The sequence below is a fragment of the Yersinia thracica genome (genome assembly GCF_902170565.1).
GTDB lineage: Bacteria > Pseudomonadota > Gammaproteobacteria > Enterobacterales > Enterobacteriaceae > Yersinia > Yersinia thracica.
Genome location: NZ_CABHXX010000095.1, coordinates 166,696 through 181,113, shown reverse-complemented (window position 1 = coordinate 181,113; position 14,418 = coordinate 166,696). Strand labels below are relative to the sequence as shown.

The following is a 14,418-nucleotide window of genomic DNA, read 5'->3' as shown; positions in this document are numbered from 1 at the left end:
ACTAGACAGAACGGTGATAGAGCATTTTTAGCCGTTTTTCTGAGCCTCCAGCTCTTCCCAACGACTGAAAGCAACTTCCAATGCCTGTTCAGCATCCGCCAGTGCTTTCAAAACCTGTTGCGTCTCTGCATGCGGACGGGAGAAGAAATCTGCATGGCTGACCTCGGCCTGTAAGCTACTGATTTCATTTTCCAGTTTTTCTAGCTGCTGCGGTAACTGATCCAGCTCGCGCTGCAAGTTATAGCTCAGTTTGCCGGGGCGTTTTGCTGCTGGGGCATTGTTTTTCACCGGCGCAGCCACCTTGGTTTCTTCAACTTTAGCAGCAACCTGACGAATAGGTTTGGCCTCAGCGCGCTGCTGGTGAGCATCATAATAACCGCCCACAAAGCTGCTGATTTGACCATTGCCTTCAAAAATCCAGCACTCTGTTACTGAGTTATCCACGAATTGACGGTCATGGCTGACCAGCAATACGGTGCCCTGATAGCTATCAACCATTTCTTCCAACAGCTCCAATGTTTCCACATCCAGATCGTTGGTCGGTTCATCGAGGATCAGCAAGTTGCTTGGCTTAAGGAATAATTTAGCCAATAACAGGCGGTTACGCTCACCACCAGACAAAGCTTTCACTGGGGTCATGGCGCGTTTCGGGTGGAACAAGAAGTCTTGCAGATAACCCAGAACATGGCGTGAACGGCCATTGACCATCACTTCCTGCTTACCTTCGGCCAGGTTATCCATCACCGTGCGCTCTGGATCAAGTTCTGCACGATGCTGGTCAAAATAGGCCACTTCCAGTTTGGTCCCGCAATGCACTTTACCGCTGTCAGCTTTAAGCTGACCGAGCATCAGTTTCAGTAAGGTGGTTTTACCACAGCCATTCGGCCCCACCAGCGCAATTTTATCGCCACGTTGCACTTGCGCGGTGAAATCTTTCACCAACACTTTGCCATCAACCTGATAGTTAACATTTTCCAGATCAAAGACAATTTTGCCCGAACGCACAGTTTCTTCCACTTGCATCTTGGCGGTACCCATCACTTCACGACGCTCTGAACGCTCCATCCGCAGCGCTTTCAGGGCGCGAACACGGCCCTCATTACGGGTACGTCGGGCTTTGATTCCTTGGCGAATCCACACTTCCTCTTGCGCTAATTTGCGGTCAAATTCCGCATTTTGCAGCTCTTCAACCCGCAAGGCTTCTTCTTTGCTGGCAAGATACAGTTCGTAATTACCCGGCCATGACACCAATTTACCGCGGTCCAGGTCAACAATACGTGTTGCCATCGCGCGAATAAAGGAACGGTCATGGGAAATAAAGACAATGCTGCCCTGGAAATCTTTCAGGAAACCTTCCAGCCAGTTAATAGTTTCGATATCCAAATGGTTAGTCGGTTCATCCAGCAGCAGCACTTTTGGTGAGCTCACCAATGCGCGACCTAATGCCGCTTTACGCAACCAACCACCCGACAGAGACGAAAGCTCCGCATCGGCTGATAACCCCAACTGAACCAATACTTCCTGAATACGGCTGTCTAATTGCCATAATCCCTGATGGTCCAGAATTTCCTGCAATGCCGCCAGGCGATTAAGGTTTTTTTCGCTCGGGTCAAGTTCAACCTGATGCAAGGTGGCATGATAGGCTTTCAGATGCTCGGCTTGTTCTTGTACGCCTTCTGCAACAAAATCAAACACGGTTCCGGCTACATTGCGCGGAGGATCTTGTTGCAAACGCGCGACAATCAAATCCTGCTCATAAGTGATCCGGCCATCATCCAATGCAATTTCTTTGCTCAGAATTTTCAGCAAGGTAGATTTGCCCGCGCCATTACGGCCCACCAGACAAACACGCTCGTTTGGCTCAATATGCAATTCAGTATTATCTAATAAAGGGGCATCGCTGAACGACAGCCAAGCACCGGACATGCTAATTAACGACATAGTTTCTACTTTTCCTCGTGGCTGTGGGTAACCAGCCAACAGTTGTGGATTTGACGATTGCGGGCAAAGTCTTCAGATTGTGTTTGCGCGGTGATTTCTTTCGCTTCCAATCCCAACGCCTTTATCCCGTCCAAATCCATCTGGAAACCGCGCTTATTGTTCGAGAACATGATTGTTCCCTTACGGCGCAGTAACCGTTTAAGTTCTTTCATCAGCACTAAATGATCGCGCTGAACATCAAAGGTGGTCTCCATTCGCTTAGAGTTGGAGAACGTCGGTGGATCAATAAAGATCACATCGAATTGCTCATCGGTGTTACTCAGCCAAGAGAGGCAATCAGCCTGAATCAGGCGGTGTTGCTGACCGGTTAAACCATTGGCCCGCAGGTTCTTCTCAGCCCACTCCAGATAAGTCCGCGACATATCAACCGTCGTGGTACTGCGCGCACCGCCCAGCCCAGCATGGACACTGGCAGTACCGGTATAAGCAAACAGGTTAAGGAAATCTTTACCCTGACTCATTTTGCCCAGCATCTGACGAGCAATACGGTGGTCAAGGAACAGGCCAGTATCAAGGTAATCAGTCAGGTTAACCCATAGCTTGGCATTATATTCACTCACCAGCAGGAACTCGCCTTTCTGCGCCAATTTCTCGTATTGGTTTTTGCCTTTCTGGCGTTCACGTGTTTTCAACACCAACTGGTTGGAGGGCAGATTCAGCACCGCCAAAGTCGCATTAATCACATCAAACAGCCGCTGACGCGCTTTTTGCGCATCAATGGTTTTTGGCGGCGCATATTCTTGCACCACGACCTTGCTGCCATAGCGGTCGACGGCCACGTTATAATCCGGCAAATCGGCATCATACAGGCGGTAGCATTCAATGCCCTGCTGTTTAGCCCATTTATCCAGTTTTTTCACATTCTTACGCAGACGGTTGGCATAATCTTCAGCGACCTGAACACCCGCAGCTCCCTGTGGATTGGCGGCTAATTGGTAGTTTTTCTGCACACAATCCAATGGGCCATTTTTGGCTTTGAATTCGCGTTCTGCGCGCAATTGCAAGCAACTCAGCAGTTCCGGCGAGGCACTGAACAGGGATAAACGCCAGCCACCGAAGGCGCTTTTCATGATGCGGCCCAGCATATTGTGCAGCGCAATCAATGCCGGTTCGCTTTCCATACGCTCACCATAAGGAGGGTTACTGATAACCGTCCCCACAGGCCCTTCAGGTAATGGATTCACCAGCTTACTGACATCATTGGCATTGAAGGTTATCAGTTCTGCTACCCCAGCGCGGCGAGCGTTGGCCCGAGCCATCTCAATGACGCGACGGTCAATATCAGAACCAAAGAAGCGGGAGGTCGTCTCCTGCAAGCCATGACTGGCTCGGACTTGCGCTTCAGTGGTCAATTCACGCCACAGTTCTTCGTTAAAAGCATTCCAGGCGGTAAAACCCCAATGCGCTCGGTGCAGCCCTGGGGCGCGATCAGAGGCCATCATGGCGGCTTCAATCAGCAAAGTACCAGAACCACACATCGGATCGACCATCGGGGTGCCCGACTGCCAGCCAGAACGTTGGATAATGGCCGCTGCCAGGTTTTCTTTCAACGGTGCCTGACCGGTCAGATCACGATAACCGCGCTGATGCAGCCCTTCGCCGCTGAGATCCAGCGCGACACTGGCCATATCCCGTTGCAGGAACACATTCACCCGGATATCCGGCTGCTGTTTAGCCACGGTTGGGCGTTGATCCAGTTTACGAGTAAAGCTATCGACGATGGCATCTTTAACTTTTAATGCCCCATACTGACTATTGCGGATTTCGTCGTTCACACCGCTAAAATGCACGGCAAAGGTTTTATCCACACCAAAAATTGATGGCCAATCAATCGCCTGAACCCCAAGGTACAAGTCTAAGTCACTGTAAACTTTAAAATCGTTAAGCGGTAACAAAATGCGCGAAGCCAGGCGGCTCCACAACAGGCTTTGGTACATGAGTCGATCGTCGCCCTGAAAATGTACCCCACCCTGTACTATTTTACAGTCGTGAGCGCCCAGCGCTTCGAGTTCGCTTTTTAACAGTTCTTCCAGTCCACGCGCCGTGCTGGCAAACAGAGAGTTCATATCGCACTATCACCAAAAAGAAAATTGTTGCGCATTATAGCTAATCCCAGCAGCTTGTCATAAAGTTGCTCCCTCTTATTTAATACTCGCACGGAGGCAATGGTGATTACCCTCTCCCGACTCTATGTTCATCCGGTAAAATCCATGCGTGGTTTGCAGCTTTCTCATGCTCAAGTCAGCAGCAGCGGATTGGCCTTTGACCGCGTATTTATGATTACCGAACCGGATGGCACTTTTATTACTGCGCGCCAATATCCAAAGATGGTGATGTTTACCCCCGCCTTAATGTCAGACGGGTTATATCTCACGGCCCCCGATGGCGAGAGTGCCAGTATCCGCTTTAATGATTTTTTAGCCAATGCCGAACCGACTGAAGTTTGGGGAAATCATTTTACCGCGCTCATTGCCCCTGCGGCTATCAACAACTGGCTCAGCGGCTATTTTCAGCGAGAAGTACAATTACGCTGGCTAGGGCCGGAACTCACCCGGCGGGTAAAACCCATGCCGGAAATTCCGCTGTCATTTGCCGATGGCTTCCCTTATCTACTGATTAATGAAGCCTCGTTTAAAGCATTACAGCAACGCTGCCCCGGCAGTATTAAACTGGAACAATTCCGTCCCAATTTGGTAGTGACCGGCGCGAGTGCATTTGCTGAAGACAGTTGGCAGGTTATCCGAGTGGGCGATATTACTTTTGATTTGGTTAAGCCATGCAGCCGCTGCGTATTAACCACCGTCAGTGTTGAGCACGGTCGCAAGCATCCAACAGGCGAGCCGTTACAAACACTACAGACATTCCGAACCGCCGAGAATGGTGATATCGATTTTGGTCAAAATATGGTGGCCCGCAACAGTGGTATTATTCGAGTTGGGGATGAAGTAGAAATTCTGTCAACCAAGCCACCGCGCCCCTATGCTGCTGGAGCGGTAGTTGAAAGCCTTAGCGCACCGCAAGATCAATCCAAAGCCATATCCATTGAATATAATGGCATTCGCTTTAACGGTAATAATCAACAGATATTATTGGAACAACTGGAACAACAAAATATCCGTATCCCTTACTCTTGCCGAGCAGGAATATGTGGTAGTTGCAGAATTACCTTAGTCGATGGTGATGTCGCACCGTTAAAACAAAGTGCTATTGGCAATGACGGGACGATACTTTGTTGCAGTTGCATACCCAAAGGAAATATTACTCTTAGCGGCAAATAAGATACAAATCGGTCTAGAGCATTTTTGAATGCGACTCGCAGAAGCGAGGCCCATGGACGGGCCGAGTAACGAGAACAGCCAACGCACATGCAGCTTGAAGTATGACGGATTATACTGCCCGGTCATAGGCCGTCGGGGTGTAAACCTCTTGAATCACTAATGGTAACAAACGGTCATTCATTATTTTTATCGCGTCACCCAATGCCAACTGACGCCCAGCTAATATAACTTGGGGCTGCGCTAATAAACACAAACTGGCGGTGTCACCGGACTCCACCACTAACAAACTAATCTCTTCACTGCTATCCAATACTTTTACTGTAGCCAGCGCAGCATTCTGTGGCACCCACGTTTTAGGCTGTTGTGCAAAATACCAGCTTTTGGGCATTAATGGTTTTAGAAAACGAAATGCAACCAAAGCATTTAATATTAATTCTGAACGTTGCTCATGGCCCATTTTAATTTGGCGGCATTGATCTTCGAATTCAAAATAAAGCGCGGCATCATCAACGCAAAATGCAGATTCACCAAAGGCGTCAGGAGTTAACATCTTAGATGGGAACCGCGACCGAAATATCATCCCATTGGCTAAATCCAACATGAGCCTGTCATGTTCGATATCAAAATACCAACGCCATTTATCGTCTGGTTTAATCCGCATATTTTATCCTTCCCGCCACGCTCGCCAACATTATTGACTCAATAACTGAGCTCTAGCCCATCTAATTGCACTAAATCATATAAGGCTTTTGATGTATATTTAATCTATAGGGATAAAATATAGACGAGCTGGGGGAATAAATAAACCCCCAGACAAGTAAAGAAGATAAATAATTAGATATGAGTAATGATATTCTTAATCAAACCTGGCCCACGGAAGATAAATCCGGAATAAATTTGAATCAATGAAGCACCCGCCGCCATTTTTTCCCGCGCAGCGATCACCGAGTCAATTCCACCGACGCCGATAATAGGTAACCGACCTTGTAGCTCTTGCGATAAACGGCGAATTACTTCAGTACTGCGTAATTGCAATGGACGGCCACTTAATCCACCGGCTTGTTCGCAATAATTTAAACCCTGAATGAGGGAACGATCTAAGGTTGTATTAGTAGCAATAACACCATCTATATTATGGCGAACCAAACTATCCGCTATTTGGATCAATTCTTCTTCTGTAAGATCCGGCGCGATCTTAACTGCGACAGGAACATACTTATGATGCCGCTGATGTAATTCAGTTTGTTTATTTTTAATTGCTGCCAACAAATCATCCAGTGCTTCACCATACTGCAAAGATCGTAATCCTGGGGTATTAGGCGATGATATATTAATCGCAATATAACCGGCATAAGGATAAATTTTATCCATGCAAATCAAGTAATCTTCTTTACCTTGCTCTACCGGCGTATCTTTATTCTTGCCAATATTAATACCTAAAATGCCGCCGAAATGTGATTTCTTAACGTTTTCAATTAAGTTATCAACCCCGTGATTATTAAATCCCATCCGGTTGATCAAACCTTCGGCCTCGACGACCCTAAACAATCTCGGTTTATCATTTCCAGACTGTGGCCGTGGTGTTACTGTCCCAACTTCAATAAAACCAAACCCCATCGCGCCCAGAGCATCAATACACTCGCCATCTTTATCCAAACCCGCAGCTAAGCCTAATGGATTTTTGAATGACAGCCCCATGCAGCTTACGGGTTTGGTTGGCACTGATTGGCGAATCAAGAATTGAAGTGGTGTGCCAGTAACGCGTTTTAACTGGCGAAAAGTGAGTTCATGTGCACGTTCTGGATCAAGCTGAAAAAGTGCTTTTTTGACAAGTGGATAATACATGTAATCTCCTGAGCGGGCGGTGACTAGCCGTTGATGCTGGAATGGTAAATTCATCTTTCAGGAAAGTAAACGTTTGCGAAGTAAAGCCATGCAAAGACCTTGCTCTCTGAAGTTACTCTGGTGTTAACAATTGTAAGGATAAAAAATAGAGGGCCGTTATGCCTAATGCCAGTCAGTTAAGCAACTGACTGGCATTTTTACGTCCCGCTGTTGGGTATTTTTCTGGTCTTTCTTTAACCACTCGTGGATAGCTTCTTTCTCGCCTTGTCGGCAGTTTCACCATCTTCGCCTGACTTTCAAGGTCACGTAACAGCCAATGCGGCGGCAGTCACCAGATGGCTGGTCAACTCCATCTGACACACCATTTTGACCTGTGGGTAAAGAGAGACCGTTTTTTGATTGGAAGTGCGGGAAAAAACTTCACTGTTTTCAGGGGTATCCGGCGTTCGCCAGATGACGCCATCGACAGCGAATAATGTCAATCCGGCCCAGTGTGGGTGGGTGGTTTGGCTTTGCCAGTACTGGCTGGTTTGCTCAAAAACGCGCTTAACAGACTCACTGCCAAGCCGTTGACGGGCTTGAATAACCGCACTTGGTGCAACGAATGGGCGGTTGCCGGGCAACAAAATATCGAGCCGATTAACAATTTGATGCAAAGGATATTTGCGCTCAAGGGCCATACCGACGACACACCAAACCATCATATCCATCGATAATCGGCGTTTACGAAGTGTGACAGTTCCGGTTTCAGCCAGACATTGGCTAATAATTTCGGGGTCAAGAACGTCCCCCAGCGTAGGTAACGAATTATGGGCCAGATTGAATTGAGAGATAAGGTCAAGCGCTTGAGAAATTTGCATAAAAAAATCCGGAAACAGAACCTGCTCCGGATTTTCTCATAGTACAAGGATCGTTCAACTGATCCTTAAGTGATCGGCATTAGGGCCGTTATGTCCCCTATTTATTTAAACAATAACTTCCACAAATTATTTACTTTTGTAAATAGCCGACTTATGCCGTTAATGCTTTGGTTATCTTCTCGTATAAATCACCAGATAAATTATCCAATGTCTTCAATTGTTCCAAGGCCTGCCGCATCAGAGTTTGACGCCCTGAATCATAGCGTTTCAAACGAATCAGTGGCTCAATCAAACGAGCAGCAACCTGTGGATTTCGGGTATTCAAATCACTGAGTATTTCTACCAGGAATTGATAACCACTGCCGTCAGTGGCATGGAATGCTGCTGAGTTGCCGGAAGCAAAACTACCAATGAGCGAGCGAGTACGGTTTGGATTACTCAAACTAAAGGCTGGGTGTTTAAGTAAACCGCGCACTTGCACCAGAACATCAACTGCTGGGCTGGTTGCTTGCAGAGCAAACCATTTATCCATCACCAAACCATCATGATTCCAGCGCACATCAAAGGCCGCCAGCAACTCATCGCGGCAAGGTAACTGTGCAGCAACAGCGGCTGCCAGCGCCGCCAGCGAATCAGTCATATTATCTGCCTGATGATATTGGGAAGAAACAAGCTTGTTGGCAAATTCTTCATCCGCAAAGGCCAGGTAATTCAGACAAATATTGCGCAATGCTCGCTTAGCGATATCAGTGTGTTCAATACGATATTCAGGAGTGAGATTCGCCACATAGACAGCCAATAATTCATCAGACAGTTCATTTGCCAGACAACGGGTAATGGCTTCATGCACCGCACTGATAGCTTGCGGATCGATAGTGGTGAACAACTCTGCAATTTCATTTTCGGATGGCAATGTCAGGATCTGTGCTGCCAAAGCAGGATCAAGATTTTCATCAAGCAATATTGCACGGAAAGCATCAGCCACATGATTAGGTAAACTCAACGGCTGCTTTTGCTGATATTTAGCAACATTGAGCTTGATATAAGTTGCCAGCAAACTTTGTGCCGCATCCCAGCGCGAGAATTCATTACGCGCATGCTGCATCAAGAAAGTCAGTTGCTGGTCACTGTAGCTGTAATCCAGTTTGACCGGCGCGGAAAATTCACGCAATAGAGACGGGATGGGAGGGTGTTCAACATTATCAAAAGTAAAGGTTTGCTCGGCCTCTGTGACATTCAGAACATGATGAACCGGTACACCATTTCTCTGCAACGCAATCACATGGCCTTTACTGTCATAAAGCTCAATATCCAATGGGATATGTAATGGCAGTTTTTCCGGCTGATCTGCGGTTGGCAATGTTTTCTGACTAACATGCAGATGATATTGCTGATTTTCAGCATCATAATCATCACGTACCGTCAGTATCGGTGTGCCCGATTGACTATACCAGCGGCGGAATAAGGATAAATCAACATTAGATGCATCTTCCATGGCCTGTACAAAATCATCACAGGTCGCCGCACTGCCATCATGGCGTTCGAAATAGAGTTGCATGCCCGCTTGGAACTGTTGTTCACCCAGTAAAGTATGCATCATCCGGATGACCTCTGACCCTTTCTCGTACACCGTCAAGGTGTAGAAATTGTTCATCTCGATGACTTTATCTGGGCGAATAGCGTGAGCCATCGGACTGGCATCTTCGGCAAATTGTGCCGAACGCATCACACGGACGTTTTCAATACGATTAACCGACCGTGAGCCCAAATCGGAACTGAATTCTTGATCACGGAATACCGTTAACCCTTCTTTCAAACTTAATTGGAACCAATCACGGCAAGTCACTCGGTTACCAGTCCAGTTATGGAAATATTCATGACCGATAACGGCTTCAATGTTCAGATAATCTTTATCTGTTGCCGTTTCTGCTTTTGCCAGAACATATTTTGAGTTGAATACATTCAACCCTTTATTTTCCATAGCGCCCATATTGAAGAAATCAACCGCCACGATCATATAGATGTCGAGGTCATATTCCAGGCCAAAACGGGTTTCATCCCATTTCATGGAGTTCTTCAATGAGGTCATTGCCCAGTCGGCACGATCCAAATTACCGCGATCAACAAAAAGCTCTAATGCAACTTCACGGCCTGAGCGCGTTATAAACTTATCCCGCAAGACATCAAAATCGCCCGCGACCAAGGCAAACAGGTAGCAAGGTTTTGGAAATGGGTCTTCCCATTTAACCCAATGCTGGCCATTATCCAGATCGCCCTGCCCTACAGGATTCCCGTTGGAGAGCAAATAAGGATAAAGTGATTTATCCGCGACGATGCGAGTGCTAAAACGCGCCAATACGTCAGGGCGATCTAAATAATAAGTAATGTGGCGGAAACCTTCGGCTTCACATTGTGTGCATAATGCATCACCAGAAAGATATAACCCCTCAAGTGCGCTGTTGGTAGCTGGATGAATATCATTCACGATAGTCAGTGTAAAATTCGCGGGCAATTGCTCAATAACCAGTGAATTTTCCTGTAAATGGTAATGGGGCCATGCTTGCCCATCAACGCTGATACTGATGAGCGTTAAATCTTCACCATCCAAAACCAACGGCGTCGCGTCTGCAACCTGACGTTTTACCTTACTCACCGCCGTTACCGTCGTTTTTTGCGCCTCGAGGGCAAAATCCAGATCGATATCGGTGATAGTGTAATCCGGCGATTTGTAATCGTGACGGTATTTAGCTTGCGGCTGTTGTGTCATAGAAACCCTTTTGACGTCATCAGTGAATATGATTATCAAGTCTATATTTATGGTCGTTTTGGCTCATAAAATCAGGTTCAAAGCACCGCTATCAGCGACTTCATCCTGGACTCAGATAGTCTTTTCAATGTATCACAATTGTGAAAAAAACCTAGGTGAGAGCCCGTGCTATTGAGGCAAATAACGCATTGAATGCTCCTTTTTCGAGCCGCTTCGCAAGGTTATTGTCTTATTACATTGAGCCAAGAGAAAAACCGCTGGTAGAAGTGATTGAGGGTAAAAACTGCCTGACTGCTTAAGAATCACTCAGAATATGTGCAATATTATTGCGGGGATTATATTCAGTTAATAACCCTATTATTTTAATACAATTTTCTCCTTATTATCTAAATAGCTAAAAAACTGACCTTAATTGGATTGAACATTTAACAAAAACCCTTTTTCATCGCTGATGGCACGTTTAATCCTAGACCTCTGATTAGCATTTATGGTGTGATGAGGCTTCAATAACAGGATAATACCGGTATACTTCCGCGACATTCATACTGTGGAAAATGCTCCTACGAGGATGCTATACAGCGCCATGACCCAAGACGCCTCACCGATTTTGACTTCATTGCTTGATACGGATGCTTATAAGCTTCATATGCAACAAGCAGTGTTCCATCGTTATCGCCATATTACCGTTGCCGCTGAATTCCGCTGCCGTGGTGATGAGCTGCTGGGCGAATATGCCGACGAAATCCGCCATCAGATAACATTGATGAGCCAATTAACACTGACTGATGATGAGTATCTCTATCTCTCCGGCTTACCCTTTTTTAAAAATGATTATTTAAATTGGTTGCGGAGCTTTCGTTTTAATCCCGAGCAAGTCAGCGTGTCCGATAATGGTGGTAAATTAGACATTCGGATTACCGGGCTATGGTGCGAAACAATTCTGTGGGAAGTGCCGCTATTAGCGGTAATCAGTGAGATTGTCCATCGCCGCCGCTCCGAACATGTCACCGCTGGCCAGGCCATTACACAGTTGCGCAGCAAACTTCAGCAATTTAAAGCGCTCAGTGCTGATATCGACATAACTCACTTCAAGTTAATGGATTTTGGCACGCGGCGCCGTTTTTCCCGCGAGGTTCAGCACGCCATTGTCAGCGAATTAAAAGATGAGTTCCCCTACTTTGTCGGCACCAGTAACTATGACTTAGCTCGAAAGTTGTCTTTAGCTCCGGTAGGAACTCAGGCTCATGAATGGTTCCAGGCTCATCAACAAATTAGCCCAGTTCTGGCCAACAGCCAGCGCGTAGCATTACAAATCTGGTTAGATGAGTATCCAAACCAACTTGGAGTGGCATTAACAGACTGTATTACTATGGATGCATTCCTGCGTGATTTTGATGAAACATTCGCTATTCGCTATCAGGGATTACGTCATGACTCGGGTGATCCGGTCGAATGGGGTGAAAAAGCTATCGCCCATTATGAAAAACTGGGCATTGACCCAATGAGCAAAACATTGGTGTTCTCGGATAATTTAGACTTGGAAAAAGCACTGTCGCTGTACCGCCATTTCTACCAACGGATTAAATTGGTATTCGGTATTGGAACGCGTTTAACCTGTGATATTCCCGGCGTCAAGCCACTGAATATTGTTATTAAGCTGGTGGAGTGTAACGGTAAACCGGTGGCGAAACTCTCCGATAGCCCGGGGAAAACTATTTGTCATGACCCGGCATTTGTTGATGAATTGCGTGAAGCATTCGCCCTTCCTTTGATCAAGAAAGCCAGTTAATACCTGATTGCCGGGCAGCAGATGCTTGCCCGGCTCTAGCCAGATTTGTGTTTTTTGGTCCCTCTTTACTCTTCCGTATTTCGCGATTCAATCATTTCTCAGTTTGTGCCGTCTTTATACCCAAGATAATTCAGATTGCAGGAAGGCGGCAAGCAAGTGAGTCCCGATGAGCTTACTCGAGTAAGTGATTCGGGTGATTGAGTGCAGCCAACGCAAATGCAGTTTGAAGTATGACGGGTATATTTATAGAAATGTTGCACTGAACGGGTGATTTCTACTTGTGTCCTGCACTGTCGCAAGTAACATAGCAATATCCCCATTTTGTTGGGTTGTTCACTATTTATCAAAACTATTAAAGAGAGAAATCTATGAGCGTAGTGCCTGTAGTCGACGTACTGCAAGGCCGTGCTGCGGTTGACAGTGAAGTCACCGTACGCGGTTGGGTGCGTACCCGGAGAGATTCTAAAGCGGGTATCTCCTTCGTTGCCGTTTATGACGGTTCCTGCTTTGACCCGTTACAGGCCGTCGTGAATAATACTTTGCCTAATTATCAGGACGAAGTACTGCATTTAACTACTGGCTGCTCAGTAGAAGTGACTGGCACTGTGGTTGCATCACCCGGTGAAGGGCAGAGTTTTGAAATTCAGGCCACCGCTATCAAAGTAGTGGGTTGGGTTGATGACCCCGATACTTATCCAATGGCAGCAAAACGTCATAGTATCGAATACTTGCGTGAAGTCGCTCACTTGCGCCCGCGGACTAACCTGATCGGCGCAGTGGCTCGCGTTCGTCATACTTTGGCACAAGCCATTCACCGTTTCTTCGATGAGAACGGCTATTTCTGGGTTTCAACCCCGCTTATCACCGCTTCAGATACTGAAGGTGCCGGTGAAATGTTCCGTGTTTCCACATTAGATCTGGAAAATCTGCCGCGCACTGATACTGGCGCTGTTGATTTCAGTGAAGATTTCTTCGGTAAAGAAGCTTTCCTTACGGTATCCGGCCAGCTAAACGGTGAAACCTATGCCAGTGCGTTATCTAAAGTTTACACTTTCGGCCCGACTTTCCGTGCTGAAAACTCCAATACCAGCCGCCATTTAGCCGAATTCTGGATGGTTGAACCTGAAGTTGCCTTCGCCTCATTAGATGATGTCGCCGCTTTGGCCGAGAAAATGTTGAAATACGTTTTCCAGGCAGTATTGAACGAACGCGCTGATGATATGAAGTTCTTTGCCGAGCGTGTCGATAAAGATGCTGTCGATCGCTTACAGCGTTTTGTCACCTCTGACTTTGCTCAGGTTGACTACACCGATGCTATTGAGATTTTATTGGCATCAGGTCAGAAATTTGAAAATGATGTCTCTTGGGGCATTGATTTGTCTTCTGAGCATGAGCGTTATTTAGCTGAGCAACACTTTAAAGCGCCGGTAGTGGTCAAAAACTATCCGAAAGATATCAAAGCTTTCTATATGCGTATGAATGAAGATGGTAAAACCGTGGCAGCGATGGATGTCCTCGCCCCTGGCATTGGTGAGATTATCGGTGGTTCACAACGTGAAGAGCGTTTAGATGTGTTGGATGCACGTCTGGCAGAAATGGGCCTCAATAAAGAAGATTATTGGTGGTATCGTGATCTGCGTCGCTATGGCACTGTACCACATTCAGGTTTTGGCCTTGGATTTGAGCGTTTGATCTCCTATGTGACTGGAGTTCAAAACGTTCGCGATGTGATTCCATTCCCACGTACGCCGAGAAATGCCAGTTTCTAAGTTCGTCATTTAGAAAAAAAATGTGATTTTGTATAAATAAAAGCCAGCTCTGCTGGCTTTTGTCATTTTTTAAAGTTCGATCTAAGTCACAAAGTTCCCTGAAATTTAC

General features: G+C 46.6%; 8 protein-coding genes and 1 pseudogene. 3 read left to right on the top strand and 6 right to left on the bottom strand.

Annotated elements, in window-relative coordinates:
* Window positions 1-27: 27 nt before the first annotated feature.
* Window positions 28-1,941 carry an ABC transporter ATP-binding protein gene (locus tag FTA91_RS13725; protein WP_050115688.1) on the bottom strand — a complete coding sequence of 638 codons (1,914 nt, stop codon included), beginning with the start codon at window positions 1,939-1,941 and terminating at the stop codon, window positions 28-30.
* A 5-nt stretch (window positions 1,942-1,946) separates the two neighbouring features.
* The gene (gene rlmKL / locus FTA91_RS13720; RefSeq protein WP_050115687.1) at window positions 1,947-4,067 is read right to left on the bottom strand and encodes a bifunctional 23S rRNA (guanine(2069)-N(7))-methyltransferase RlmK/23S rRNA (guanine(2445)-N(2))-methyltransferase RlmL; all 2,121 of its coding nucleotides are present in this window, start codon (window positions 4,065-4,067) and stop codon (window positions 1,947-1,949) included.
* A 99-nt stretch (window positions 4,068-4,166) separates the two neighbouring features.
* Between rlmKL and FTA91_RS13715 the strand changes: the two genes are divergently transcribed.
* Window positions 4,167-5,279: a YcbX family protein gene (locus FTA91_RS13715; RefSeq protein WP_145536186.1), complete on the top strand. Its 1,113-nt coding sequence runs from the start codon at window positions 4,167-4,169 to the stop codon at window positions 5,277-5,279.
* 109 nt (window positions 5,280-5,388) lie between these two features.
* Here FTA91_RS13715 and FTA91_RS13710 read toward each other — a convergent pair whose 3' ends face one another.
* From FTA91_RS13710 to pepN, 4 genes and pseudogenes are all read right to left on the bottom strand, one after another.
* Window positions 5,389-5,940 carry a cell division protein ZapC gene (locus FTA91_RS13710; RefSeq protein ID WP_050115686.1) on the bottom strand — a complete coding sequence of 184 codons (552 nt, stop codon included), beginning with the start codon at window positions 5,938-5,940 and terminating at the stop codon, window positions 5,389-5,391.
* Window positions 5,941-6,113: 173 nt separating this feature from the next.
* The gene (gene pyrD, locus FTA91_RS13705) at window positions 6,114-7,124 is read right to left on the bottom strand and encodes a quinone-dependent dihydroorotate dehydrogenase (RefSeq protein ID WP_145536185.1); all 1,011 of its coding nucleotides are present in this window, start codon (window positions 7,122-7,124) and stop codon (window positions 6,114-6,116) included.
* 317 nt (window positions 7,125-7,441) lie between these two features.
* A pseudogene (locus FTA91_RS13700) lies at window positions 7,442-8,002 on the bottom strand (IS4 family transposase); the annotation flags it as partial.
* Window positions 8,003-8,135: 133 nt separating this feature from the next.
* Window positions 8,136-10,751: an aminopeptidase N gene (gene pepN / locus FTA91_RS13695; protein ID WP_145583500.1), complete on the bottom strand. Its 2,616-nt coding sequence runs from the start codon at window positions 10,749-10,751 to the stop codon at window positions 8,136-8,138.
* 583 nt (window positions 10,752-11,334) lie between these two features.
* Here pepN and pncB point away from each other — a divergent pair.
* Together pncB and asnS are read left to right on the top strand one after the other, a co-directional pair.
* Window positions 11,335-12,540, top strand: coding sequence for a nicotinate phosphoribosyltransferase (pncB, locus tag FTA91_RS13690; RefSeq protein ID WP_050116348.1), 1,206 nt, complete (start codon window positions 11,335-11,337; stop codon window positions 12,538-12,540).
* Between the two features lie 368 nt (window positions 12,541-12,908).
* Window positions 12,909-14,309, top strand: coding sequence for an asparagine--tRNA ligase (gene asnS / locus FTA91_RS13685; protein WP_038632143.1), 1,401 nt, complete (start codon window positions 12,909-12,911; stop codon window positions 14,307-14,309).
* Window positions 14,310-14,418: the final 109 nt, after the last annotated feature.